21 protein-coding genes are annotated in these 25,778 nt (G+C 48.7%); all 21 read left to right on the top strand.

All coding sequences use genetic code 11. The features are described from left to right. Positions 1-139 precede the first annotated feature (139 nt). Positions 140-1,210: a DUF4349 domain-containing protein gene (locus tag H9Q77_RS08735; RefSeq protein WP_249325183.1), complete on the top strand. Its 1,071-nt coding sequence runs from the start codon at positions 140-142 to the stop codon at positions 1,208-1,210. 3 nt (positions 1,211-1,213) lie between these two features. Beyond that, positions 1,214-2,131: a GTPase Era gene (era, locus tag H9Q77_RS08730; protein ID WP_118546255.1), complete on the top strand. Its 918-nt coding sequence runs from the start codon at positions 1,214-1,216 to the stop codon at positions 2,129-2,131. A 250-nt stretch (positions 2,132-2,381) separates the two neighbouring features. Then, positions 2,382-3,032, top strand: a complete 651-nt coding sequence (gene recO / locus H9Q77_RS08725; RefSeq protein ID WP_249325182.1) for a DNA repair protein RecO — start codon at positions 2,382-2,384, stop codon at positions 3,030-3,032. Positions 3,033-3,070: 38 nt separating this feature from the next. Beyond that, positions 3,071-3,703: a hypothetical protein gene (locus H9Q77_RS08720; RefSeq protein ID WP_249325181.1), complete on the top strand. Its 633-nt coding sequence runs from the start codon at positions 3,071-3,073 to the stop codon at positions 3,701-3,703. Between the two features lie 46 nt (positions 3,704-3,749). Beyond that, positions 3,750-5,138, top strand: coding sequence for a glycine--tRNA ligase (locus H9Q77_RS08715; RefSeq protein ID WP_148447375.1), 1,389 nt, complete (start codon positions 3,750-3,752; stop codon positions 5,136-5,138). Between the two features lie 95 nt (positions 5,139-5,233). Next, positions 5,234-8,323: a tetratricopeptide repeat protein gene (locus tag H9Q77_RS08710; protein WP_249325179.1), complete on the top strand. Its 3,090-nt coding sequence runs from the start codon at positions 5,234-5,236 to the stop codon at positions 8,321-8,323. Positions 8,324-8,352: 29 nt separating this feature from the next. Then, positions 8,353-10,038, top strand: coding sequence for an Hsp70 family protein (locus tag H9Q77_RS08705; RefSeq protein ID WP_249325178.1), 1,686 nt, complete (start codon positions 8,353-8,355; stop codon positions 10,036-10,038). Between the two features lie 98 nt (positions 10,039-10,136). Further along, positions 10,137-12,791 carry an alanine--tRNA ligase gene (gene alaS, locus H9Q77_RS08700; RefSeq protein ID WP_249325176.1) on the top strand — a complete coding sequence of 885 codons (2,655 nt, stop codon included), beginning with the start codon at positions 10,137-10,139 and terminating at the stop codon, positions 12,789-12,791. After that, a complete protein-coding gene (locus H9Q77_RS08695; RefSeq protein ID WP_249325170.1) occupies positions 12,791-14,161 on the top strand; it encodes a sodium-dependent transporter in 1,371 nt (456 codons plus the stop codon). The genes alaS and H9Q77_RS08695 overlap by 1 nt, the downstream gene beginning before the upstream one ends. A 267-nt stretch (positions 14,162-14,428) precedes the next feature. Then, a complete protein-coding gene (gene rpsU / locus H9Q77_RS08690) occupies positions 14,429-14,605 on the top strand; it encodes a 30S ribosomal protein S21 (protein ID WP_016290398.1) in 177 nt (58 codons plus the stop codon). A gap of 59 nt (positions 14,606-14,664) precedes the next feature. Continuing rightward, positions 14,665-15,255, top strand: coding sequence for a putative ABC transporter permease (locus H9Q77_RS08685; protein ID WP_118546237.1), 591 nt, complete (start codon positions 14,665-14,667; stop codon positions 15,253-15,255). 83 nt (positions 15,256-15,338) lie between these two features. Beyond that, complete coding sequence (locus tag H9Q77_RS08680) at positions 15,339-16,517, top strand: D-alanyl-D-alanine carboxypeptidase family protein (RefSeq protein ID WP_022153264.1); 1,179 nt, start codon at positions 15,339-15,341, stop codon at positions 16,515-16,517. Between the two features lie 79 nt (positions 16,518-16,596). Continuing rightward, positions 16,597-17,451 carry a metallophosphoesterase gene (locus H9Q77_RS08675; protein WP_249327147.1) on the top strand — a complete coding sequence of 285 codons (855 nt, stop codon included), beginning with the start codon at positions 16,597-16,599 and terminating at the stop codon, positions 17,449-17,451. Between the two features lie 12 nt (positions 17,452-17,463). Further along, positions 17,464-18,207, top strand: a complete 744-nt coding sequence (locus H9Q77_RS08670; RefSeq protein ID WP_022153262.1) for a segregation and condensation protein A — start codon at positions 17,464-17,466, stop codon at positions 18,205-18,207. A gap of 19 nt (positions 18,208-18,226) precedes the next feature. Beyond that, positions 18,227-18,796, top strand: coding sequence for an SMC-Scp complex subunit ScpB (scpB, locus tag H9Q77_RS08665; protein ID WP_022153261.1), 570 nt, complete (start codon positions 18,227-18,229; stop codon positions 18,794-18,796). Between the two features lie 63 nt (positions 18,797-18,859). Beyond that, a complete protein-coding gene (locus tag H9Q77_RS08660; protein ID WP_249325169.1) occupies positions 18,860-20,218 on the top strand; it encodes a D-alanyl-D-alanine carboxypeptidase family protein in 1,359 nt (452 codons plus the stop codon). Between the two features lie 190 nt (positions 20,219-20,408). Next, positions 20,409-21,842, top strand: a complete 1,434-nt coding sequence (locus tag H9Q77_RS08655; protein ID WP_118546233.1) for an acyl-CoA carboxylase subunit beta — start codon at positions 20,409-20,411, stop codon at positions 21,840-21,842. Between the two features lie 17 nt (positions 21,843-21,859). Further along, positions 21,860-22,645, top strand: a complete 786-nt coding sequence (locus H9Q77_RS08650) for an OadG family protein (RefSeq protein WP_249325168.1) — start codon at positions 21,860-21,862, stop codon at positions 22,643-22,645. A gap of 25 nt (positions 22,646-22,670) precedes the next feature. Next, positions 22,671-23,042 (top strand): biotin/lipoyl-containing protein, encoded by a 372-nt coding sequence (locus H9Q77_RS08645; protein ID WP_249325167.1) that lies wholly within the window; start codon positions 22,671-22,673, stop codon positions 23,040-23,042. Between the two features lie 38 nt (positions 23,043-23,080). Then, the gene (locus H9Q77_RS08640; RefSeq protein ID WP_118546229.1) at positions 23,081-24,232 is read left to right on the top strand and encodes a sodium ion-translocating decarboxylase subunit beta; all 1,152 of its coding nucleotides are present in this window, start codon (positions 23,081-23,083) and stop codon (positions 24,230-24,232) included. Positions 24,233-24,272: 40 nt separating this feature from the next. Next, positions 24,273-25,700, top strand: coding sequence for an oxaloacetate decarboxylase subunit alpha (locus H9Q77_RS08635; RefSeq protein ID WP_118546227.1), 1,428 nt, complete (start codon positions 24,273-24,275; stop codon positions 25,698-25,700). The last annotated feature ends 78 nt before the right edge of the window (positions 25,701-25,778 follow it).

Below are 25,778 nucleotides of genomic sequence, written 5' to 3'. Positions count from 1 at the left end.
GTGGTTCTGAATCGTAAAAAGATCAAATAAATAAAGAACTTTTGTGATATTATTTCGTTTATAGGGGTGAACAATAAAAAGTCAACAGCAGGCGGATCCGACAGGCTGTCAGGATGCCGTCCGCAGAACGGAGAGGGTTATGAAAAAACGAAAATTTGAAACAAAGATCATTACAGGGTTGCTCACTGCCGGCATGATATTATCGCTGACCGCCTGCGGCAGCTCATCGAACGGCAGTTACGGAATCAGTGATCTCATGGATGCGGATTATGCTGTTGCTTCCAATGAGGCAGCTGCACCGGAGGCGTCCGCTTATGAAGATGGATTTGGCATGACAGAAGGGTACGATTCCGCAGAAAACACCCAGGACACAGGTAATACAGTGTCTGAGGAGGCTGCAGACACAGCCGTAGCAGATCGGAAACTGATCAAGACCGTGAATATGGATGTCGAGACCAGGGAGTATGATAAGCTGTTAAGCGCGGTAGAGAATAAAGTAACAGAGCTCGGCGGCTATATTGAAAGTCTGGATGCCTATAACGGCAGTACATATTATAGTTATCGTTCTACAAGGAATGCCAATCTGACCATCCGCATCCCGAAGGACAGACTGGAGGAGTTCCAGAATACGGTCTCAGAGCTGGGCAATGTGACCAGCCGTTCGGAGAATGTGCAGGATGTAACATTGACATATGTAGACCTGCAGAGCCACAGGGATGCCCTGCGGACGGAGCAGGAGAGATTATTACAGCTTTTAGAGCAGGCAGAGAGTGTGGAAGATATTATTACCATCGAACAGCGTCTGTCTGATGTCAGATACCAGTTAGAAAGCATGGAATCCCAGCTTCGCAGCTATGATAACCGGGTTGACTACAGCACCGTATACCTTTATATTGATGAGGTAGAGGTCTATACACCTGTGGAAGAAGAGACCGTCTGGGAGCGTATTTCCACCGGATTTGTGGATAGTCTGAAAAATATCGGCGAGGGACTAAAGGAAGCAGCGATCTGGTTCGTGATCCATATTCCTTATCTGGTGATCTGGGCGATCGTGATCGCAGTGATCGTACTAATTTTAAAGAAGATTAAAAAGCGCACCAAACGGATCCGTACGGAGGAACAGAAAAAATTCGCCGAAGCGGAAGCAAAAATGCAGAAAACTCTGCAAAATACAGAGGTAACAGAAAACAAGAAAGAACAGGAGAAATAAAAAATGAACGAAAATCCGGCATATAAATCCGGCTTTGCCACCCTGATCGGACGTCCCAACGTAGGGAAATCTACGCTGATGAACCGACTGATCGGACAGAAGATCGCCATCACATCCAACAAACCGCAGACTACCCGTAACCGTATCCAGACGGTACTGACGCTGGACGAGGGACAGATCGTATTCTTGGATACCCCCGGCATTCACAAGGCGAAAAACAAACTGGGCGATTACATGGTAAATGTGGCGGAGCATACGTTAAATGATGTGGATGTAATTTTGTGGCTGGTGGAGCCCACGAATTTCATCGGTGCCGGAGAACGTCATATCATCGAGCAGCTGAAAAAGACCAAGACTCCCGTGATCCTTGTGATCAACAAGACGGACACCGTGAAAAAGGACGATATCCTGGCATTCATTGACACCTACCGCAAGGAACTGGATTTCTGCGAGATCGTCCCGGTGTCCGCCTTAAAGGGCGACAACACGGATGTACTGATCCAGTGCATTTTGAAATATCTGCCCTACGGTCCGGCCTTTTATGATGAAGACACCATCACCGATCAGCCCATGCGTCAGATCGTGGCGGAGCTGATCCGGGAAAAGGCACTGCGTCTTTTATCCGAAGAGATCCCTCACGGCATTGCCGTGACGGTGGAGAGCATGAAAGAGAGAGGCAGCATCTGCGACATCGAAGCTACCATTATCTGTGAGAGAGATTCCCACAAGGGGATCATCATCGGTAAGGGTGGCCAGATGTTGAAAAAGATCGGTTCCCAGGCCCGCCCGGAGATCGAAGATATGCTGGAAATGAAAGTCAATTTACAGCTTTGGGTGAAGGTGAAGAAGGACTGGAGAGACAGCGATATTCTGCTCAAAAACTTCGGATATAATCCGAAAGACATTGAGATGGGCGAATAGAAAAGTAAAATTTGCAGACCCTATTTTTACAGAGGATGACACACTGATAAACTGATAAGAAGAGGGGGATGCGCAGGATGCAGTTCACGAATTACTGGCAGCAATTTGAACATACCGGCAGAGTGGAGGATTACCTGAATTATCTGCGGAGTACGGAGGGGACAGATTTTCCCAATGCGTGCTGTAGCAGCACGTCGGTGGACTGCAGGGCGGAAGGATGTACAGACCTTAACGCCCGGGAGGATGGATCATGCAGGAATCCCTGTATGTAACGGGAATTGTATTAAAGCAGTCGCCGTTTGGTGAATATGACAGGCTGGTATGCCTGCTGACCAGAGAAAAAGGGAAGATCACTGCATTCGCAAGAGGTGCCAGAAAGCCGGGCAACCGACTTGCGGCAGCGACCAACCCTTTTGCTTTTGGTACCTTTCGCCTCTATGAGGGGAGAACATCTTATACCATATCAGAAGCGGATATCCAGAATTTTTTCCCGGAACTTTTGACAGATTATATTGGAGCCTGCTATGGCATGTACTTTGCGGAAGTGGCGGACTTTTATTGTAGAGAAAATAACGATGAACGGGAGATGTTGAAGTTAGTGTATCAGTCTCTCAGGGCATTGTGTGCTCCGGCACTGCCCAACGAACTGGTACGCAGTATCTTTGAACTGAAAGCAATTGCAGTGAACGGAGAGTACCCCGGGCCGCCGGTAGGCCGCAGACTGGAGGAATCCACTCTGTATGCCTTAAGCTACATAGCACAAAGTCCCATAGAAAAATTATATACATTTACGGTATCGGACAAAGTTCTTGACGAACTGAAGGGAATTGCCTCGGAATATCGGAAACGTTTCATGGACAGGTCGTTCAAAAGTCTTGAAATACTCAAAACTCTATGTTAAAATCGGATATGGCTGATGCCAAAAAAGGAGACTCATTTATGAGGCACAATATCACAAAAAAGGTTATTTCGGCAATGCTGTCAGGTGTTCTGATGCTGTCCCTGGCCGGCTGCGGCAAGGCAGCAAAGCTTCCAGAGACGGTGGTGAATACTTCTCTGGTGGTGGAGAAGAACGGAAAAGTAGTATCCTATCTGGTGAATACGTTTGACAAGGATTTCTACAGTCTGGACGGTCTTACACAGATGGTACAGGAAGAAGCAGAGGAATTTAACGCCGCACATGGAGATGCAGCAGAACCTCCTATGGCTGTGAAGACAGTGCAGATGCTGGAAGAAGGCGCTACGGTTCAGGTGGTGCAGGAATTCGCCGATACGGAGAGTTATGCGGATTATAATGAACAGGAGCTGTTCTATGGAACCAGAGTGGAAGCACTGGCCGAGGGGATCAGCGTGGATCTGGGACTGGTAAGTGCCGCAGACGGTACACCGGCGGAGGAGCAGAAGCTGAACAAGGCTCTGGATAAGAACCACATGATCATTACGAATGCAAGCGCATATATTTATTGTCCCTACCCGGTGCTGTATCTCAGTGAGGGAGTTGTCATGGGAGAGGACGGTTATGTGGATGCGTCACAGTCCGACGGTGTCGTTACGATACTGATGAAAAAGTAAGTTATACAGCAATACAAATATAGAGCAAGAAAGGTTTGGTACTGACATGGAAAAAACAATGGAGAAGATCGTAGCCCTGGCGAAGGCAAGAGGTTTTGTATATCCCGGTTCCGAGATTTACGGAGGCCTGGCAAATACCTGGGATTACGGTAACCTTGGCGTAGAGCTGAAGAACAATGTGAAAAAGGCATGGTGGCAGAAGTTTATTCAGGAGAGCCCCTATAATGTAGGTGTGGACTGTGCGATCCTGATGAATCCCCAGACATGGGTAGCCAGCGGACATTTGGGCGGTTTCTCCGATCCTCTGATGGATTGTAAGGAATGTCATGAGCGTTTCCGTGCGGATAAGCTGATCGAGGATTTCTGTGAGGAGAACGGTATTGCCATCGAAGGCAGTGTAGACGGCTGGAGCCAGGAAGAGATGAAGAATTTCATCGAAGAGCATAATGTTCCCTGCCCTACCTGCGGCAAGCATAACTTTACCGATATCCGTCAGTTCAACCTGATGTTTAAGACCTTCCAGGGTGTTACCGAGGATGCCAAGAACACCGTTTACTTAAGACCCGAGACTGCACAGGGTATTTTCGTTAACTTCAAAAATGTACAGAGAACTTCCCGTAAGAAGATTCCTTTCGGTATCGGACAGATTGGTAAGTCTTTCCGTAATGAGATCACACCCGGTAACTTCACTTTCCGTACCAGAGAGTTCGAGCAGATGGAGCTGGAGTTCTTCTGCGAGCCCGGCACCGATATGGAGTGGTTCCAGTACTGGAGAGGCTTCTGCCGTGACTGGCTGCTGTCTCTTGGCATCAAGGAAGACGAGATGAGACTTCGTGATCACTCTCCTGAGGAATTGTGCTTCTACAGTAAGGGAACCACCGATATTGAGTTCCTGTTCCCCTTCGGCTGGGGCGAACTGTGGGGTATTGCGGACAGAACCGATTATGATCTGACCCAGCATGCCAATACCTCCGGCGAGGATATGACTTACTTCGATGATGAGAAGAAGGAAAAATACATCCCTTACGTTATCGAGCCTTCTCTTGGTGCAGACAGAGTGGTTCTGGCATTCCTGTGTGCAGCTTACGATGAGGAAGAGTTAGAGGGCGGCGATGTTCGTACTGTGCTTCATTTCCATCCTGCACTGGCACCGGTAAAGATCGGTGTGCTGCCTCTGTCCAAGAAACTGAACGAGGGTGCGGAGAAGATCTACGCAGAGCTTTCCAAGAAATACAACTGTGAATTTGATGACAGAGGAAACATTGGTAAGAGATATCGTCGCCAGGATGAGATCGGTACTCCTTTCTGCGTAACTTATGACTTTGACTCTGAGACAGACGGTTGCGTTACTGTACGTTTCCGTGATTCCATGGAGCAGGAGCGTGTTGCTATCAAAGATCTGGATGCTTACTTTGCAGATAAGTTTACATTCTAAGATCACTATTCAGGAGCAGAAAGATTTTTCTGCTCCTTTTCAATATCTTTTTCTATTGGTACGAAAACTTTGATACTTACAGTGGAGGGGACAGCGTGGAACCGATCGAAGTGTTTCAGATTCTGGGAATCGAACAGACAAAAAACGAAAGGGCACTGAAGAATGCCTATCGTGACAAGCTGACGGTAACGAATCCGGAGGATGATCCGGAAGGCTTCAAGCGACTGCGGATGGCTTATGAGGAGGCCTGCCGCTATGCCGGAACGCCGGATGCAGAAGAGAACGAGGAGGCGGAACCGACGCTGGAGGACGATACTCCGGCAGGACAGTGGGTACGTGGTGTTCGGAAGGTCTATGAGAATATTACGGACCGCTGTGATGTGGAAAAATGGAAAGCGCTTTTTGAGGCGGATGACTTTCTTTCTCTGGAGGAAGAGGAAAACTGCACCACTTATCTGCTTCGTTTTCTGATGGAACATTATAAGCTGCCGACCGCAATCTGGAAGCTTCTGGATGAGAAAATCCACATTGTACAGAATGCGGGGGCCTTCAGAGAGCGCTTTCCGGCACAGTTTGTAAGCTATATGGTACATAAGTGCGAATCCGGGGAAGAAGTGGATTTTTCCGAGTTCCGTGGTGCGGAAGATGCGGATTACGATCAGTTTCTGCAATATTATGACAGAGCTTATCAGGCGCTGCAGGAGAAAAAATTACAGGAAGCGGAGCAGATGATCGGATGTGGGGATGCTCTGGGGATTACCCACCCTGTTATGGAGATCTGCCGTGCGTCCCTCTATGAAGGAAAGGGACAGACCGCAGAAGCCATTACTTTGTTAAAGAAACTGTCTGCAAGATATCCGGAGGATGATCTGATCGCTTACAATACGGCGGAAATACTGTGGAGAAATGAAGGGCGCGTAGAAGCGTCTGCTATTTATGAGAGTCTTCGGGAGAAGCTGCCGAAACACTACATGGCGAACCTGCGTCTGACGGACTGGTATTATGAGCAGGGGAACTATAAAGAGGCAAAAAAATGTGCGGAAGAGATTCTTTCCGTAGGCGGAGACGACACATTTCTGGAGACACTGCAGAAGATCAACACCGAACTGGAACGGGAAATGAAACGGGAATATGCGCAGAACCATGATCCCGGTCTGGGACTGGATCTGGGCTGGTGTTATCTGCAGGATGGCAGGACCGATCTGGGAATCCGCACGGTCAGGGAGCTGGAAGCAAAAGTTCCTGCGGACAGGCGTGAGGAATATCTGGGACTTATGACAAAACTGCTGGCAGAAGCGGCAGAATATGAGAAGACAATTTCCACGGCAGCCAAATGGGAAGAAAGCCTGGAGAAAAAGATCCTCCGGGATACGGATGCCGAAGAGGAGGAAAAAGACAGAGACCGGATCCGACAGTCACATATGATCCGGATGCAGTGCTATCGGGCTTATGGCTATGTACAGCCGGAAAAATTCGCCGAAGCCATTGCGGAAGCGGAAAAAGCCGAGACCGGAACACCGAAGGATATCGGTATGCTGATCGAAAAGGCACAGATCTATGTGGAGATGGAAGAGTATAAACGCTGTGCGGAGATATCCCAGAAACTGATCGGGGATTATCAGGTTTACGCTGCATATGCCAACGAACTGGAAGCGGCGAAGAGGCAGTGGAATGCAGCAGGGGTGATCCAGAACGGCAGAGCCTGTTTAAATTATTTTCCAACCTATGTCAAGGCCTATGAAATGATGGCAAAGGTGTACATGGATCTGACACATCCGGAGGAACTGAAGGAACTGTTACAACAGGCGAAGGATAATAATGTCAAAAGTGTGATCCTGGATGCCTATGAATGGCAGCTGACCAATACTGGGCTTCCCCAGGAACAGATGAACGACGCCATAGATAAATTCCGGAAGAAATATCTGAGCAAACTGGAAGCGGGCAAGACCATATTTTACCGGAGAGGACTTCCGATCATTACGGAATATCTGTATGCCTACCCTTGTGAATTTTTACTGGTGGAGCGGGGAGATTTTCATAATGCGGCAGGCTGTCTGGAGGCGGCAAAAGCGGATTATGAAAAGGCACTTTCCACGAACCCGGCCAATCCTTTTGCCTGGAAGGGACTGGCACGGATCCACAGATGCCGCGGCAAATACGATGAAGCCATGATCTGCCTGAGAAAATGTGTATTTTTCTATGAAAAGAGTGGAACACAGAATCATGCCTGGCCGGAACTGATTGTGGAACAGGCAGAAATTTATTTTTTGCTGGGCAATACGGAAATGGCGGAACAGTTTTACCGGAGATACCGTGAGATGACGGGAAGTGCCGGAGAACGGGACCGGAACCGTATGAGGGATTTCGCCAGATGTCTGGCCTGCAATGACAAGACTACGGAGGGATTAAAAGTTCTGGAGAAGGCATTCGTCAATGTACTGGATGCGGCAGGAGAAAAGCTGGATCTGTGTGTCTGGTGCGGGGAAAAGACGATCGCCGGAAATATTCTGACATCGTGGCCGGAGAAGATCGAACTGCTTGGAAAAAATACCGGGAATACCCAGGAGTATTTCGAAGATTACTTTTTCCATCTGGGATGGTATGGGCTGATCTGTGGTTCCGGAAAGGTGGCCATCGAGAATATGGATAAGGCACTGATCTTCCATAAGGAGGATCTCAGCAAAAAGGATGACATTGCGGACCTGATCCTGGCATGCATCCTGTACGGAGATAAGAAGAAAGGTGCTGACTATGCACAGGCGTTGAAAGCCTGCATGGAAAGAGAAGATAAAAGCGGCAAGGATGTGTATCTGAAATATCCGAAGCTTCGGATCGTACACGAATATCTGGCGGGATATTATACGGCCAACGATGAGGAACAGGATACGCTCCTGCAACTGGACAAAGACTGTTCCTTCTGCCATGGCTGTGTACATCCCGTCTGCGAGGAACTGGAGATGGTACGGATACTGCAGATGCTGAAAAAGGGCCGGGAGAAAGAAGCACTGGAGCGGCTGAAAGAGCAGATGCAGGAACATCCCGGAATGGGATTGCAGGCCATCTGGCACCGGTATCATTCGGAACAGGTGACGAAGGATACGGATCCTGCCGTAGCAGCTTTTCACAAGGAAAAGCTGCAGCCGGAGAAACGGGGATTCTGGCAGAGGCTGTTCGGGAAGAAGTAAAAAATTAAAATGAAGAGAGAAGAAAACATATGATAGTCGGAATCGATTTGGGAACTACCAACAGTCTGGTGGCAGTATTTACGGAGGAAGGACCTGTGATCATCCCCAACCGTCTGGGAAAACATCTGACCCCCTCTGTGGTCAGCGTGGATGAGAACGGCAATGTCTATGTGGGGGAGACGGCACAGGAACGCAGAAACCTCTATCCCGACAGTGTGGCGCAGGCATTTAAGCGCAGCATGGGAACGGATCGCACTTATGACCTGTCCGGCAAAAAGTTCCGTCCAGAAGAATTGTCCAGCATGATCCTGCGTTATCTGAAAGAAGATGCGGAAGCCTATCTGGGGGAAGAAGTCACAGAGGCCGTGATCAGTGTACCGGCCTATTTTGACGACAAGAGAAGAAAAGCCACCAAGCGGGCCGGAGAACTGGCCGGGCTGAAGGTGGAGCGTATGATCTCGGAGCCTACCGCAGCGGCGGTGGCCTACGGCCTGTACGAAAAAGAAAAAGACACCAGATTTCTGGTATTTGACCTGGGCGGCGGAACTTTTGATGTCTCCATTCTGGAGCTGTATCACAATATTCTGGAGGTGCGGGCGGTAGCCGGAGACAATTATCTTGGCGGTGAAGATTTCACGGAAGTGATGTCGAAACTTTTTCTGCAAAAGACAGGACTGCATTATAAGGATCTGTCGGAGAAAGAACAGGTGCGTCTTTATAAAAAGGCAGAAGAAGCCAAGCGGGGAATCAGTGATCAGACTGCGGTGACCATGGAACTTATGCTGGGTGAAGAGAACAAAACGGCAGAGATCGCCTTAAAAGAATATGAGGAAGAGTGCGAAGAACTGCTAATGAAGATCAGGGAACCGGTGAAGAAGAGTCTGGCGGATGCAGGACTGAAGCTGTCGGACATCAATGAGGTATTGCTGATCGGCGGAGCCACCAGACTGTCGGTGGTCAGGGATTTCCTGATCAGGCTGTTCCGCAAATTCCCGGATACAAGACTGAACCCGGACGAAGCCGTGGCACTGGGCGCGGCGATCCAGGCGGCCATGAAGGAACGCCGGGCGGAGGTAAAGGAAGTCATTCTGACGGATGTATGCTCCTTTACATTGGGAACGGAAGTCGTGGTGGAATACGAGGAAGGCAAATTTGAAGACGGCCGTTTCTGTCCCATCATTGAGCGCAACACCGTGATCCCTGCCAGTCATACGGAGCAGTTGTACACTGTCAGAGACAATCAGGACAAGGTGCGCGTCCGGGTACTGCAGGGAGAGAGCCGTTTCGCCAGAAATAATCTGTTTCTGGGAGAACTGAACATTGATGTTCCCAAGGGGCCCAGAGGCAGTGAAGCCGTGGATGTGACTTACACCTATGACATCAATTCCCTGCTGGAAGTGGAAGTCAAGGTGGTATCCACCGGACTGACCCAGAAAATGATCATCAAGGGACAGGACAACCAGATGACGGATGATGAGATCCAGAAGCGAATGGAAGAATTGTCCTACCTGAAGATCCAGCCCAGAGACCTGGAGGAGAACCGTCTGGTGCTTCTCAGAGCGGAGCGGATGTATGAGGAAGCACTGGGAGACCGGAGAAAAGAACTGGATCGTTATATCACTGTTTTCGAGGCTGCATTGAAAAAGGGCAAAAAAGAGGAGATCGAGGAGGCCAGAGAGGCATTGAACGAGATCCTGGAAGACGAGGATGAGTGATGTTTTATCCTTGACGCGGCGAAACGATAACATTATAATGTAGAAATGTAGGTTTATTTTCCGAAAGATGCAATTATTGAGACAAGGAGACCGAGAGAATGAGACAATTCACTTCTGATGAACTGAGAAAAGCCTGGAAACAATTTTATATAGACCGTGGTCACGTAGATGTGGGAGCAGTATCCCTGGTATCCGACGGTTCTACCGGTGTTATGTTCAACGTTGCCGGTATGCAGCCGCTGATGCCTTATCTGCTGGGACAGAAGCACCCTCTGGGTACCAGACTCTGCAACGTACAGGGCTGTGTACGTACCAACGATATTGATTCCGTAGGCGACAAAAGCCATGTAACCTTCTTCGAGATGATGGGAAGCTGGAGCCTTGGAGATTATTTTAAGAAGGAACGCTGCCAGTGGAGTTTTGAACTGCTGACCCAGGTGTTCGGATTTGATGCGGATCATCTGGCTGCCACTGTATTTGCCGGTGACGGGAATGCCCCCAGAGACGAGGAAGGCGCACAGTATCGTATCGCTTCCGGATTCAAAAAAGAAAACGTATATTATCTGCCCGCTGATGATAACTGGTGGGGACTGGAATATGGCCCCTGCGGTCCCGACAGTGAGATGTTCTATATCGCTGACAGACCGGATTGCGGACCGAACTGCGGCCCCGGCTGTGACTGTGGCAAATACACCGAGCTGGGTAATGATGTATTCATGCAGTATGAGAAGCATCATGACGGTCATCTGACTCCTTTAAAGCAGAAGAACGTAGATACCGGCTGGGGACTGGAGCGTATTCTGGCATTCTTAAACGGTACCAGAGATGTATACCAGACAGACCTGTTTTCTCCGGTGATCGCTTACATTGAAGAGGTTTCCGGTGTGAAATACAATGCGGATGAGAAGCTGACCAGATCCATGCGTATTCTGGCAGACCATCTGCGTACCGGAGTGATGCTGATCGGTGATGAGGCGAAGCTGCTTCCCTCCAATACCGGTGCCGGCTATATTCTCCGTCGTCTGATCCGTCGTGCAGTAAGACACGGACGCACTTTAAATATGACTACAGAGCAGTTACTTCATATTGCTGCTATGTATATTGATGAGATCTATGCAGAGAGCTATCCTCTGATGAAGAAGAACCGCGAGTTCGTCTTAAGCGAGCTGCAGAAAGAGATCGCCCGCTTCGAGAGCACTCTGGAGAACGGCATGAAGGAGCTGCAGAAGATTCTGGAGCAGAAGAGAAGTGAAGGTAAAAAGGAGATCGACGGCAAGTCCGCATTCTACTTATATGATACCTTCGGATTCCCTCTGGAGCTGACCGTAGAGCTGGCACAGGAAGAGAATCTGACTGTAGATGAGGAAGGCTTCGCCGCTGCCATGGAAGAGCAGAAGCAGAAGGCAAGAGAAGGACAGAACTTCTCCCAGAAGCTGACTACTGCAGCAGGTGTATTCGATGGATTGGATGATAAGATCACCAGCGAATTTGTAGGTTATGATGCGCTGACCGCAGAAGGTAAAGTAGTAGGACTGGCATCCGAGACCGAACTGGTGAATACCTTAAATGAGGGAGAGACCGGTACCCTGATCACAGATGTGACTCCGTTCTATGCTACCATGGGCGGACAGAAGGGTGACTTTGGTGTGATCCGCACAAAAAACGGTACTTTTGAAGTGACTGAGACCGTGAAGATCGCAGGCGGACGTATCGGACATGTGGGTAAGGTCGTATCCGGCAGCGTATCCGTAAATGATACTGCAGAGCTTGCCGTAGATACCGACAATAGAAAGAGTGTCTGCAAGAACCACTCCGCAACCCATCTGTTACAGAAGGCACTGCAGATCGTACTGGGCGATCATGTAGAACAGCAGGGTTCCTACCAGGACGGCGCAAGAACCCGTTTCGACTTCAGCCACGGACAGGCTATGACTGCGGAAGAGCTTGCGAAGGTAGAGGCTCTGGTCAATGAGAAGATCGCAGAGGATATTGCAGTCGTTACCGATGTCATGAACATCGAAGATGCGAAGAAGAGCGGAGCTATGGCTCTGTTTGGTGAAAAATACGGTGAGACCGTCCGCGTGGTATCTATGGGAGATTTCTCCAGGGAACTGTGCGGTGGTACCCATGTAAAGCACACCGGAGAGATCGGCTATTTCAAGATCCTGTCCGAGAGCGGTGTTGCAGCCGGCGTCAGAAGAATTGAAGCACTGACCGGTGCCAATGTCATGGCATACTATCAGGCAATGGAAGAGAGCTTCAATAAGGCAGCTACAGCAGCCAAGGCAACTCCTGCAGCCCTGACCGAGAAGATCCAGCATATGCAGGCAGAGCTGAAGGCACTGAATGCAGAGAATGAATCCCTGAAGGCAAAGATGGCACAATCTGCACTGGGCGATGTACTCGATCAGGTGGTGGAAGTGAAGGGTACGAAACTTCTGGCAACCAGCGTAGACGGTGTGGATATGAATGGCTTGAGAGACCTGGGCGACCAGCTCAAGGATAAGCTTGGCGAAGGTGTTGTTGTACTGCTTTCCGCACAGGACGGCAAGGTAAATATGATCGCTATGGCAACGGACGGTGCTGTAAAGGCCGGTGCCCATGCGGGCAACCTGATCAAGGGAATTGCCGCGCTGGTAGGCGGTGGCGGCGGTGGACGCCCGAATATGGCGCAGGCCGGCGGTAAGAATCCCGCAGGCATTCCCGCAGCGATCGCGGAAGCGTCCAAAGTACTGGAGGGTCAGCTCGCATAATGGAACGAGAGAATCTGAAATCCCGTTTAGGCTTTATACTGTTGTCTGCCGGCTGTGCCATTGGTATCGGGAATGTATGGAAGTTCCCGTACATGGCCGGTCAGGGCGGCGGTGGCGCATTTGTACTATTTTATCTGATCTTCCTGGTGATCCTTGGTCTGCCGATTATGACCATGGAGTTCGCTGTGGGAAGAGCAAGTAAGAAAAGTCCCGTAAAGGCTTACCAGGCACTGGAGAAGCCTGGACAGAAGTGGCATATCCACGGATATTTTACACTGGCAGGCTGCTATCTGCTGATGATGTTCTACACAACGGTGGCAGGCTGGATGTTACACTATTTTTATATGACGGCTGCCGGTAAACTTTCCGGGCTTTCCGCGGATACGGTAGCGGAACAGTTTACCCAGATGCTGGCAGATCCGGGGGTCATGATGTTCTGGATGGTACTGGTGGTGATCATCGGTATCGTTGTGTGTGCCGGTGGACTGCAGAACGGTCTGGAGCGCGTGACGAAAGTCATGATGATCGCACTGCTTGCCATTATGGTAGTACTTGCCATCAATAGCTTCTTCATGACGGGCGCAAAGGAAGGCCTAAAGTTCTATCTGGTACCTGATTTTGGACGTATGCAGGAAGTCGGTGTGGTATCTACACTGGTAGGTGCCATGAATCAGGCGTTCTTTACCTTAAGCTTAGGCATTGGTGCCATGGCGATCTTTGGAAGCTACATCGGCAAGGATCATTCTCTGATGGGAGAGTCCGTCAGAGTTGTGGTACTGGATACTTTCGTGGCAATTACCGCAGGACTGATCATTTTCCCCGCCTGCTTTACCTATGGGGTGGATCAGACCTCAGGACCGAGCCTGATTTTCATAACCCTGCCGAATATTTTCGCCAACATGCCTTACGGCCGCCTGTGGGGGAGTTTATTCTTCCTGTTCATGGCGTTCGCAGCATTGTCCACGGTGCTGGCTGTGTTCGAGAATATCATCTGCTGTGGCATGGAACTGACCGGTGCCAGCCGCAGGAAATCTTCGCTGGTGAACCTGTTTCTGATCATTGCATTGTCCGTTCCCTGCGTACTGGGATATAATGTGTGGAGCTGGGATGGTTTTGCTGTCTTCGGCGGAGCGGTACTGGATTTTGAAGATTTCCTGGTAAGTAATCTGTTCCTTCCCTTAGGATCCCTGGTATACCTGCTGTTCTGCGTGACCAGATACGGCTGGGGATGGGAGAACTATAAGGCAGAAGTAAATACCGGCAAGGGTTTAAAAGTCCACGACTGGATGCGCGGTTATCTGACCTACGGACTGCCCCTGATCGTGATCTTCATTTTCCTGTTCGGTATCTACGATAAATTTTTTAAATAAGATTTTGAAGAACCAGTAGCGCACATAAGAATAAGGACAAGCAGATTCTAAGCAACCGTAAGCGAATCGTGCGAAAAAAAGCACGCGCGGGTCTGCGGTTCTTATTCTTCTGTAAGCTACGGGGAATATTATATATAAAAAATAAAAAAAGTAGTTGACGAATACATTTTTTATGCTATAATATCAAATGTGTGTAGAACAACTGCGCATTAGAATAACCCAGTCAGTCATGTTACTTGAAGGGACTGAAGGGAGGTCGGGTGTAAGATGTCAAACGTAATCGTAAAAGAGAACGAGACTTTAGATAGCGCTTTACGTCGTTTCAAGAGAAGCTGCGCTAAGGCTGGTATCCAGCAGGAGATTCGTAAGAGAGAGCATTACGAGAAGCCTAGCGTAAAACGTAAGAAGAAGTCTGAAGCAGCAAGAAAACGTAAATATAACTAATGTTAAACAACAGTCCTCGGCGTGATCACCGGGGACTTTGTACTTGTGAGGAAGATCAAATGTGGAGTTATGAAATACTGGGAACAGATATCTATCATCTGTTAGCAGCATTTGTATTGTACAGTGTTCTCGGATGGGCACTGGAGTCTACGTATATGTCATTTTGTAATCGCAAGCTTACCAACCGGGGATTTGGCAAGGGACCGTTTTGCCCGATCTATGGTTTTGGCGGAGTGCTGGGGTATCTGATCTTAAGTCCGCTGCGTGATAAGCTTGTGGAATTATATTTTCTGGGAGCTATCCTGGCAACGGCCTTTGAATATCTGGTAGGGGTCGGTATGATCCGTTTCCTGGGAGAATTATGGTGGGATTATAATAATAAGCCCTTCAATTATCGGGGGATCATTTGCCTCGAGAGTACCGTCGCCTGGGGATTTTATGCGATAGGAATCGTGCAGTTTGTCCATGATGCCATGTATCATATCATCGATAAGGTGCAGCTGCAGATAGGAACCCGCCTGATCCAGGGTATTCTGTTGCTTGTGGCGATTGATTATACGGTACAACTGATCAAGGTATTCGACATCGATGTCCGCAGTAAGGGAGAAGCACTGAAGGAACGCTGCCAGGCATTGATCGCCAGATGGTAAGACGTAAAACATCAGGTTTACAGGTATATATAGGACCACACGACCATATCTTTTAGAAAAGGATAGGGGAGTGTGGCTTTTTTATGCAAAAAATCAGGAAATATATTTGCACGGGGATCTTGCTATTCAGCATCAGTATGCAGGTATTCTGGTGGAACGGAATCAATGTATGTGCAGAACCGGCAGCGATCGAAGCTCCCAGTGCGGTGCTTCTGGAGAGCTCCACCGGGAAGGTGATCTTTGAGCAGAATGCAAGAGAACGCCGAAGCCCTGCCAGCATTACCAAGATCATGACATTGCTTTTGACTTTTGAAGCTCTGGATCAGGGGAAAATCAAATTAGAGGATCCGGTAACGGTGAGCGCCTATGCAAGTTCCATGGGAGGTTCTCAGGTGTTCCTGGCAGAAAATGAGGTGCAGACCTTAGAGACCCTGATCAAATGTATCGCTGTAGCTTCGGGCAATGATGCCAGCGTGGCGGTGGCGGAATACATAGCGGGAAGCGAAGAAGCTTTCGTGGAACAGATGAATGCGAAGGCGTCGGAGCTTGGCATGACGGATACCCATTTCGAGGACTGCTGTGGTCTGACGGATTCCGACGGCCATTATACGACGGCAATGGACGTAGCGGTCATGTCCAGGGAGCTTACGGTAAAATATCCGAAAATATTTGAATATACAGGTATCTGGATGGAGGACATCACCCATGAGACCAGTCAGGGAAGCTCAAAATTCACATTAAACAGTACCAATAAATTGCTGAAACAGTATCCGTTTACTACGGGATTGAAAACCGGATCCACTTCCAAAGCAAAATTCTGTCTGTCCGCCACGGCAACGAAGGATGGCATTGATCTGATCGCGGTGATCATGGGGGCACCGGACTATAAGGCACGTTTTAAGGACGCCCGGACATTGCTTAGCTACGGTTTTAATATAAGCGATCTGTATCTGGATGAGAATACAGATCCCCTGCAGAATATGCGGGTGCAGGGCGGCGTAGAGGATACGGTGCCAGTGAAATACCAAAGTGAATTCCGGTATCTGGATACGGAGGGAAATTCCCTGGACGGCGTGGAGAAGAAAATTGAACTGCCGGAGACTGCCATAGCACCTTTTGCGGAAGGAGATACGGCAGGCAGGGCGGTCTATCTGCTGAACGGCGTGGAGATCGGCAGTGTACCGATTCTGTATGAAAATGCGGTGGCGAAGGCAGTTTATAAGGATTATCTGCGAAAAATAATGGAATTTTATCTTTTGTAAGACAAAATAATATGTTATACTATAGAACAAATTGGCAATAATCTGGCAACATACCATGGGGGCAAAAGAGTTGGATGTAGTGATTACCGTGATCGCAGTAATCCTTGTGATTATGCTGTGGATAATGCTGTACGATAGTAACCGCTTTGTGGTGCGGCATTATCCCCTGCGGGATCAGAGAATCAAAAAGTCTGTGAAGGCGGTGGTTCTGGCGGATCTGCACAATAAGAGATACGGAAAAGAAAATGAGAGACTGCTGCAGGCGATCGATGAGATCGGACCGGACATGATCCTGATCGCCGGGGATATGCTGACGGCGAAGCCGAAGGCAACACTGGATGTGGCGGTGGGATTTCTTACGGAGCTTGCAAAGAAGTATCCTGTCTATTACGGCAACGGCAACCATGAACACCGCCTGAAGCTGTATCCTGAAAATTATGGGGATATGGCGGGACGGTATGAAGAAGCTCTTACGAAGATCGGTATTCACAGGCTTGTCAACGAGCATAAGGATCTTCCGGAATACGGGATCCGCATCTATGGTTCTGAGATAGACAGGCTGTACTACAAACGTTTTGGGATACAGCCCATGGATCCGGAATATCTGCCGGGAATTTTAGGACAGCCCTCCGAAGAATATTTCAATATATTGATCGCCCACGACCCGGATTATTTTCCGAAATACGCAGACTGGGGTGCAGACCTGGTGTTATCCGGTCATGTCCACGGCGGCATGGTGAGAGTTCCTTTTTGGGGAAAGGGTGTGGTGTCTCCCAATGTGAGACTTTTTCCAAAATACGATGGCGGAGAGTTTACCATAGGGAAGAGCAGAATGCTCTTAAGCAGAGGACTGGGAATGCACACGATCCCGATCCGGCTGTTCAATCCGGGCGAGATCTTAGAAGTGGAGCTTATGCCGGACGAGGGGAAATAGGAGTTTTATCAAATGGCAATATCTGTAAAACTGGAAGCGTTTGAAGGTCCACTGGATCTGCTGCTTCATTTGATCGAAAAAAATAAAATAGACATCTATGATATCCCTATCGTAGAGATTACGGCGCAGTATCTGGATTACATCAGGCAGATGCAGCGGGAAGACATGAATGTCATGAGTGAATTCCTGGTGATGGCGGCGACGCTGATCGATATCAAGTGCAAGATGCTGCTGCCCAAGGAAGTGAACGAGGACGGCGAGGAAGAGGATCCCAGAGCAGAACTGGTTCAGAAGCTGTTGGAATACAAGATGTACAAATACATGTCCTTTGAACTCAGAGACCGTCAGGTGGATGCTGCCAGGAACATGTACAGAGAGCAGAGACTTCCGAAGGAAGTGGAAGCTTACAGACAGCCCATAGATTACGAAGAACTCATCGGCGATATGAATCTGAACAAGCTTCATGAGATCTTCAGATCCATCGTAAAGAAGCAGGAGGACAAGATCGACCCCGTCCGCAGCCAGTATGGCAATATCGAGAAGGATGAGGTAGATATGGACATCAAGATGCTGTATGTGGAGGCTTATGCCAGAGAACATAAGACCTTCAGCTTCCGTAAGCTTTTGGAGAAGCAGAACAGCAAAATGGAAGTGATCGTTACATTTCTGATCATTCTGGAACTGATGAAGACCGGCAAGATCAACATCAGCCAGGAAAATATATTCGATGATATTATGATTACATCTAACGTTTAGGATACAGTGAGGTTTTAGCATGGAACGCAGTAAAGCAGAAGCAGTGATAGAGGCCATCCTTTTTACCATGGGAGATTCCGTGGAGATCAGCAGACTTGCGGAAGTGATCGAAGAGGATGTGAAGACGACAAAGTCTATATTAAAAGACATGGCGGCGCGGTACGAGGAAGAGAACAGAGGTATCGGTCTGACACAGTTCGACGATTCCGTACAGCTGTGCACCAAGGCGGATATGTACGAATATCTGATCAAGATCGCGAAGACTCCGAGGAAAATGACTCTGACGGATACCGTGCTGGAGACATTGTCCATTATTGCTTATAAGCAGCCGGTAACGAGACTTGAGATCGAGAGAGTCAGAGGCGTCAGCTGTGACCATGCTATTAACAAATTGTTGGAATACGACCTGATCACGGAACTGGGACGTCTGGATGCTCCCGGAAGACCCTTGCTGTTTGGTACCACGGAGCAGTTTTTACGCTGCTTTGGCGTGAAGAGTCTGGAAGAACTGCCGGAACTGAATCCGGTGCAGGTGGAGGAATTTAAGCAGCAGGCGGAACAGGAAGTACAGCTTACTTTGAATATATAAACAGAGAATAGGACAAAGAACCGGCCTCATAGTAATAAGTAACCCTTTTTGGGAGCAACGATTATGCGAGGCTTTTTTTGTGCCCTTTTTGCGGGAATTATATGTCTGGAAAGTCTGTGCGGATCACAATTCCGTGAAGATAGGATAACAGACAACGAACCGACATACGCGATCCGGTATGAGACCGGGAAATCCGATCTACAACAGGAGATTAAGCTGTATGCACAGGGAGCGGTGCTTCTGGATGCGGATTCCGGACGCGTGCTTTACGGAAAAAACGAAACTATCCCCATGGCTATGGCAAGTACCACCAAGATCATGACCTGTATTTTGGTGCTGGAAAATGCAAAGGTGGATGAAACCGTCAGCGTCTCTGCCTATGCAGCCACCATGCCCAAGGTAAAGCTGTATGTGAAACGCGGAGAACACTATACCGTGAGAGAATTATTGTTCTCCCTGATGCTGGAAAGCCATAACGATGCTGCTGTGGTACTGGGGGAATACATCGGTGGAAAACTGTTGGGAGAGACGGGGGAGATCTCAGAACATACCGGCGAAGAGAGCAAGGCGGCATTACATAGATTTGCGCAGGCAATGAATGAAAAGGCGGAAGAGATCGGCTGCGAAGATACTTGGTTCATCACACCAAACGGGCTGGATGCCACGGAGACTCTGACACTGCCGGACGGAAGTGTATTAGAGAGGGAACACCATACCACAGCAAAAGATCTGGCGGAGATTCTCAGGTACTGCATGAAAGCTTCCCCACAGAGAGATCTGTTTTTAGAGATCACAGGGACGCAGGATTACAGTTTTACGGAGAACGGACGCTCCTTTCAGTGTCACAATCACAACGCTTTTCTGCAGATGATGGACGGAGCGTTTACCGGCAAGACCGGATTTACAAACAAGGCGGGATACTGCTATGTGGGAGCCCTGAAACGGGACGGGAAATGTCTGATCGTGGCGCTGCTTGCCTGCGGATGGCCGAATCACAGGACCTATAAATGGAGCGACAGCAGGGAATTGTTTACCTATGGATTGGAGAACTTTACATATCGAAGCTTTGGAGAAGAAACGTTTTCGGGCAGAGAACAGCTGCTTATGTCGATTCCGGTGCTGCGGGCACAGAATGATGCACTGACAGAGGAGGTACTGCTGCCTGTGGAACTGGATCCGGAGACGGAAGGAGTGGAGGGACTTTTAATGGGCCCTGACGAGAATGTGGAGATCCTCTATCGTAAGGAACAGTACCTTACGGCTCCCGTGGAGGCAGGAGAGTGCGTGGGAGAGATCAGCTATTTGGTAGACGGCAGGGTATGGCGCAGAGAGCGTCTGATCGCAGCAAAGGATGTGGAAGCCATAGACTTCGTATGGTGCTGCAGGCAGATCCTTTTGCGTTTTTTGGTGAGATCCCTATGAAAAAATGAAGGGGATATTGTTCAAAATAAAAAACAATGTATATTTTTTGTAAAAATCTGCAATTCGTTCTTTGCGAGTTGCAGATTTTATGTTATACTAACGACTGTTAATCATGGGGGCATTTGTGCTTCTATATTAATAGAGTTTTTTATCTTTATTTTATTATATTATCAACGGAGGGCTGAAACATATGAGCACTACTTCAAAAGCGAGTCAAAGAATAGCAGCTTTACTCGATGACAACAGTTTCGTTGAAATCGGCGGACTTGTAACCGCAAGAGCTACGGATTTCAATCTGAAACCCAATGAAACTCCTTCTGACGGTTGTATTACCGGCTATGGAGTGATCAATGGTAATCTTGTATATGTATATAGCCAGGATGCTTCCGTACTGAACGGAACCATCGGTGAGATGCATGCCAAGAAAATTACAAACCTCTACGATCTGGCTATGAAGACCGGAGCACCTGTGATCGGACTGATCGAGTCTGCCGGTTTAAGACTGCAGGAGGCAACCGATGCACTGGCTGCATTCGGTGAGATTTACTTAAAGCAGACCATGGCTTCCGGCGTGATCCCTCAGATCACCGCTGTATTCGGAACCTGTGGCGGCGGCCTGGGCCTGTTCCCTACCATGACGGATTTCACTTTCATGGAAGAGAAGAACGCCAAGCTGTTCGTGAATGCTCCCAATGCTTTGGACGGCAATGTGATCACCAAGTGTGATTCTTCTTCCGCTAAGTTCCAGGCTGAAGAGAGCGGTATCGTTGATGTGGTAGCTGATGAAGCAACCATTCTGGAGAAGGTAAGAGAGCTGGTAAGCTTCCTGCCTGCCAACAACGAAGATGATGCAAGCTTCTTAGAGGACTGCACCGATGATCTGAATCGTGTGAACCCTGAGATCGCGGGCTGTGTCGGCGACACATCCGTTGCTCTGTCCATTCTGGCAGATGACAACAATTTCTTCGAAGTAAAGTCCGGATATGCTAAAAATATGGTAACCGGGTTCTTACGTCTCGATGGTGTTACCGTAGGTGCGGTAGCTAACCGTTCCGAGATCTGCGATGAGGAAGGCAAAGTAGCAGAGAAGTTAGACGCTGTGCTGACCGCAGAAGGCTGCGAGAAGGCTGCAGAGTTCGTGAACTTCTGTGATGCTTTCGGTATCCCCGTACTGACTCTGACCAATGTCAAGGGTTATGAGGCAACTTTAGCTTCCGAGAAGACCATCGCCAAGGCTGCTGCAAAGCTGACCTATGCATTCGCTAACGCTACCGTTCCCAAGGTTAATGTTGTGATCGGCAAGGCTTTAGGAACCGCTTATGTGGTAATGAACTCCAAGGCAATCGGTGCTGACATCACCATGGCATGGCCGGATGCACAGATCGGTGCTATGGACGGCAAGCTTGCTGCCAAGATCATGTATGATGGTCAGGGCGCTGATGTGATCAATGAGAAGGCTGCAGAGTACGAGGCTCTGACTCTGAATGTAACCAGTGCAGCCAAGAGAGGATATGTGGACCAGATCGTAAATGCAGCTGATACCAGAAAATATGTGATCGGCGCATTTGAGATGTTATTCACCAAAAGTGAAGACCGTCCTGCCAAGAAACACGGAACTGTATAAGAAAGGGTGATTATAAAATGAAGAAATTTTTAAGCTTAGTATGTATGATTACCTGCATCTTTGGTTTGACGGCGTGCGGCAGTGAGGAGACCTATACGGATTACGAGCAGCGTAAGATGGATACTGCGATCCAGATCGCTACCCAGTATGTGATCCCTTCTCTTGAGAACTTTGAAGACGAAGCTACCCTTGAGAGCTTCTCCGAGTATACCGCTGATGAAGTGGCATACATGGTACAGGAAAATGTAGGTATCACCGTTGACGGTTATGCATACAAGACTGCTATCGAGTCTTTCAATTCCGCGAAGAAAACCATCGGCGGTATCACTGCTGTCGGTGATGCAGATGCTACCATCGATGATGATCAGATCATTGTACATGTAGATGTGACCGGAGCAAACCAGAACGCACAGGCAGAAGTGATCTTCAGTAATGATATGTTCCTGAGCATGGAGTCCGCAGCATTGAATCCCGTTGAATCCATGGGTGGTCTGATGACCAAGGCTGCACTGAATACGCTGATCGGTATGGGAACTGTATTCGTAATGCTGATCATGATCTCGCTGATCATTTCCCTGTTCAACTTCATTCCCAGGATCCAGGCTGCATTCAGCAAAAAGGGCAAGAAGGAAGAGACAAAGAGCGCAGGTATTGATAATGCAGTAACTCAGATCGCTGCACAGGAAGAAGCCGAAGCAGAGGACACTGAGCTGGTAGCCGTAATCGCAGCTGCGATCGCAGCAAGCGAAGGCGCGGCAAGCACTGACGGATTTGTAGTTCGTTCTATCCGCAAAGTTAGATAATCTAAAATCGTAGGAGGATATTAAAATGAAAAATTATACCATTACCGTAAATGGCAACGTATATGATGTAGTAGTAGAAGAGGGTGCATCTACCGGAGCACCCGTAGCAGCAAAGGCTCCCGTTGCTCCCAAGGCAGCACCCAAGGCTCCCGCAGCAGCACCCAAGGCAGGCGGCGCAGCAGGCAGCATCAAGGTTGAGGCCGGTGCAGCCGGTAAGATCTTCAAGGTAGAGGCAAATGTTGGACAGGCTGTTAAGAAGGGTGACGCAGTCATCATTCTGGAAGCTATGAAGATGGAAATCCCTGTTGTAGCTCCCGAAGACGGTACCGTGGCAAGCATTGACGTTGCAGTTGGTGATACTGTTGAGGCTGGTGCAGTTCTGGCAACTCTGAACTAATTTTTTTATCAGCTCTATAAACAACAGGAGGTCATCAAATGGAATATATAGCTAGTACGCTTAACAACCTGATTCATCAGACAGCGTTTTTTAACCTGACCTGGGGAAACTATGTCATGATTCTGGTTGCATGCTTTTTCCTTTATTTAGCTATCCGTCATGAGTTTGAGCCGTTGCTCTTACTCCCGATAGCGTTCGGTATGCTGTTGGTAAATATTTACCCCGATATCATGCTGCACCCTGAAAATGCAGCAAACGGTGCCGGCGGCTTACTGTATTATTTCTACAAGCTGGATGAACTGGCAATCCTGCCGTCCCTGATCTTCATGGGCGTAGGTGCCATGACAGACTTTGGTCCTCTGATCGCAAACCCTAAGAGCTTTCTTTTGGGAGCAGCTGCGCAGTTCGGTATTTTCGCAGCATACTTCGGTGCGATCTGGCTGGGATTCAACGACAAGGCAGCTGCAGCCATCTCCATCATCGGTGGTGCTGACGGTCCTACCTCCATCTTCCTTGCTGGTAATCTGGGACAGACGGCAATCCTGGGACCTATCGCGGTGGCAGCATATTCCTATATGTCACTGGTTCCCATTATCCAGCCCCCTATTATGAAGCTTCTCACCACTGAGAAGGAGAGAAAGATCAAGATGGGTCAGCTTCGTCCGGTATCCAAGCTGGAGAAGATCCTGTTCCCCATCGTTGTTACCATCGTTGTATGTCTGATCCTTCCCACCACAGCTCCTCTGGTAGGTATGCTGATGTTAGGTAACCTGTTCCGTGAGTCCGGCGTTGTTCGTCAGCTGACTGAGACAGCATCCAATGCTCTGATGTACATCGTAGTTATTCTGTTAGGTACTTCCGTAGGTGCTACCACCAGTGCAGAAGCATTCCTGAATGCTGATACACTGAAGATCGTAGCTCTGGGTCTGATCGCCTTCATGTTCGGTACCGCTGCAGGTGTTCTGTTCGGTAAACTGATGTGCGTAATGTCCGGCGGCAAGATCAATCCTCTGATCGGTTCCGCAGGTGTGTCTGCAGTTCCTATGGCAGCCCGTGTATCCCAGAAGGTTGGTGCAGAATCCGATCCTACCAACTTCCTGCTCATGCATGCTATGGGACCTAACGTAGCCGGTGTTATCGGTACTGCCGTAGCAGCCGGTACATTCATGGCAATCTTCGGAGTATTTTAAAGCTAATTAAAAGAAAATTATATTATGGAGGATATTCGTAATGTCAGAAATTGAAAAGAAACCGATTAAGATTACGGAAACTGTTTTACGTGATGCACATCAGTCTCTGATCGCTACCAGAATGCCGACCGAATTCATGCTTCCTATCGTAGATAAGATGGATAAAGTTGGTTATCATTCCGTAGAGTGCTGGGGCGGTGCTACCTTTGATGCATCCCTTCGTTTCCTGAAGGAAGATCCCTGGGACAGACTGAGAAAGCTGCGTGACGGCTTTAAGAACACCAAGTTACAGATGCTGTTCCGTGGACAGAACATTTTGGGTTACAGACCTTATGCAGATGATGTGGTAGATTACTTCGTACAGAAGTCTATCTCCAATGGTATTGATATCATTCGTATTTTCGACTGCCTGAATGACCTGCGCAACTTACAGGAAGCAGTAAATGCTACCAATAAGTTCAAGGCACAGGAAGGCAGAGGTGAAGCACAGGTTGCTCTGGCTTACACCCTGGGCGATGCTTACACCTTAGAGTACTGGACCGGCATGGCTAAGAAGATCGAAGAGATGGGTGCAGATTCCATCTGTATCAAGGATATGGCCGGTCTGTTAGTACCTTACAAGGCTTCTGAACTGATCAAGGCTATGAAGGAAGTTACCAAGCTTCCCATCCAGCTGCATACCCACTATACTTCCGGTGTTGCAAGCATGACTTACCTGAAGGCAGTAGAGGCCGGTGTTGATGTGATCGATACCGCTATGAGCCCCTTCGCTATGGGTACTTCACAGCCTGCTACCGAGGTTATGGTTGAGACCTTCAAGGGAACCCCTTACGATACCGGTCTGGATCAGAACCTGTTGGCTGAGATCGCTGATTACTTCAGACCTTACAGAGATGAGTGCCTGGCTAACGGTCTACTGAATCCCAAGGTTATGGGTGTTGATATCAAGACTCTGCTGTATCAGGTACCCGGCGGTATGCTTTCCAACATGGTGAGCCAGCTGAAGGAGCAGAATGCAGAAGACAGATACTACGATGTACTGAAGGAGATCCCCAAGGTTCGTAAGGATCTGGGTGAGCCCCCTCTGGTTACTCCTTCTTCTCAGATCGTTGGTACTCAGGCAGTCTTCAACGTATTGCTTGGTGAGCGTTACAAGATGGCTACCAAGGAGACCAAGGCAGTGCTGCGTGGTGAGTACGGACAGACCGTTAAGCCCATGAGCCAGGAAGTTATCGACAAGGTTATCCCCGGTGAGGAGAGAATCACCTGCCGTTACGCTGATCTGCTTGACAACGAGATGGATAAGCTGGAAGGCGAAATGAAGGAATGGAAACAGCAGGATGAGGACGTATTAAGCTACGCTCTGTTCCCTCAGGTTGCTACCGACTTCTTCAAGTATCGTCAGGCACAGCAGGAAAAGGTTGATATGACCCAGGCTGACACCAAAAACGGTGCATACCCTGTCTAAATAATTTTTCAATAAAGACACCGCACGGCTGCTTGCAGCCAGTGCGGTGTCTTTATTAGAAAAACAAAACCACATGAG

Source organism: Simiaoa sunii (genome assembly GCF_014337175.1).
Lineage (GTDB): Bacteria > Bacillota > Clostridia > Lachnospirales > Lachnospiraceae > Acetatifactor > Acetatifactor intestinalis.
Note: the sequence above shows the minus strand (reverse complement) of the source record. Positions and strands in the feature narration are given on the sequence as shown.

What these genes read in the sequence shown, in the direction of transcription:
- scpB (WP_022153261.1), top strand. Translation starts at nt 18,227, where the DNA reads ATGGAACGCAGTAAAGCAGAAGCAGTGATAGAGGCCATCCTTTTTACC.
- H9Q77_RS08720 (WP_249325181.1), top strand. Translation starts at nt 3,071, where the DNA reads ATGAGGCACAATATCACAAAAAAGGTTATTTCGGCAATGCTGTCAGGT.
- H9Q77_RS08645 (WP_249325167.1), top strand. Translation starts at nt 22,671, where the DNA reads ATGAAAAATTATACCATTACCGTAAATGGCAACGTATATGATGTAGTA.
- H9Q77_RS08670 (WP_022153262.1), top strand. Translation starts at nt 17,464, where the DNA reads ATGGCAATATCTGTAAAACTGGAAGCGTTTGAAGGTCCACTGGATCTG.
- H9Q77_RS08640 (WP_118546229.1), top strand. Translation starts at nt 23,081, where the DNA reads ATGGAATATATAGCTAGTACGCTTAACAACCTGATTCATCAGACAGCG.
- rpsU (WP_016290398.1), top strand. Translation starts at nt 14,429, where the DNA reads ATGTCAAACGTAATCGTAAAAGAGAACGAGACTTTAGATAGCGCTTTA.
- era (WP_118546255.1), top strand. Translation starts at nt 1,214, where the DNA reads ATGAACGAAAATCCGGCATATAAATCCGGCTTTGCCACCCTGATCGGA.
- H9Q77_RS08735 (WP_249325183.1), top strand. Translation starts at nt 140, where the DNA reads ATGAAAAAACGAAAATTTGAAACAAAGATCATTACAGGGTTGCTCACT.
- alaS (WP_249325176.1), top strand. Translation starts at nt 10,137, where the DNA reads ATGAGACAATTCACTTCTGATGAACTGAGAAAAGCCTGGAAACAATTT.
- H9Q77_RS08705 (WP_249325178.1), top strand. Translation starts at nt 8,353, where the DNA reads ATGATAGTCGGAATCGATTTGGGAACTACCAACAGTCTGGTGGCAGTA.
- H9Q77_RS08635 (WP_118546227.1), top strand. Translation starts at nt 24,273, where the DNA reads ATGTCAGAAATTGAAAAGAAACCGATTAAGATTACGGAAACTGTTTTA.
- H9Q77_RS08650 (WP_249325168.1), top strand. Translation starts at nt 21,860, where the DNA reads ATGAAGAAATTTTTAAGCTTAGTATGTATGATTACCTGCATCTTTGGT.
- H9Q77_RS08660 (WP_249325169.1), top strand. Translation starts at nt 18,860, where the DNA reads ATGCGAGGCTTTTTTTGTGCCCTTTTTGCGGGAATTATATGTCTGGAA.
- H9Q77_RS08685 (WP_118546237.1), top strand. Translation starts at nt 14,665, where the DNA reads ATGTGGAGTTATGAAATACTGGGAACAGATATCTATCATCTGTTAGCA.
- H9Q77_RS08655 (WP_118546233.1), top strand. Translation starts at nt 20,409, where the DNA reads ATGAGCACTACTTCAAAAGCGAGTCAAAGAATAGCAGCTTTACTCGAT.
- H9Q77_RS08695 (WP_249325170.1), top strand. Translation starts at nt 12,791, where the DNA reads ATGGAACGAGAGAATCTGAAATCCCGTTTAGGCTTTATACTGTTGTCT.
- recO (WP_249325182.1), top strand. Translation starts at nt 2,382, where the DNA reads ATGCAGGAATCCCTGTATGTAACGGGAATTGTATTAAAGCAGTCGCCG.
- H9Q77_RS08680 (WP_022153264.1), top strand. Translation starts at nt 15,339, where the DNA reads ATGCAAAAAATCAGGAAATATATTTGCACGGGGATCTTGCTATTCAGC.
- H9Q77_RS08715 (WP_148447375.1), top strand. Translation starts at nt 3,750, where the DNA reads ATGGAAAAAACAATGGAGAAGATCGTAGCCCTGGCGAAGGCAAGAGGT.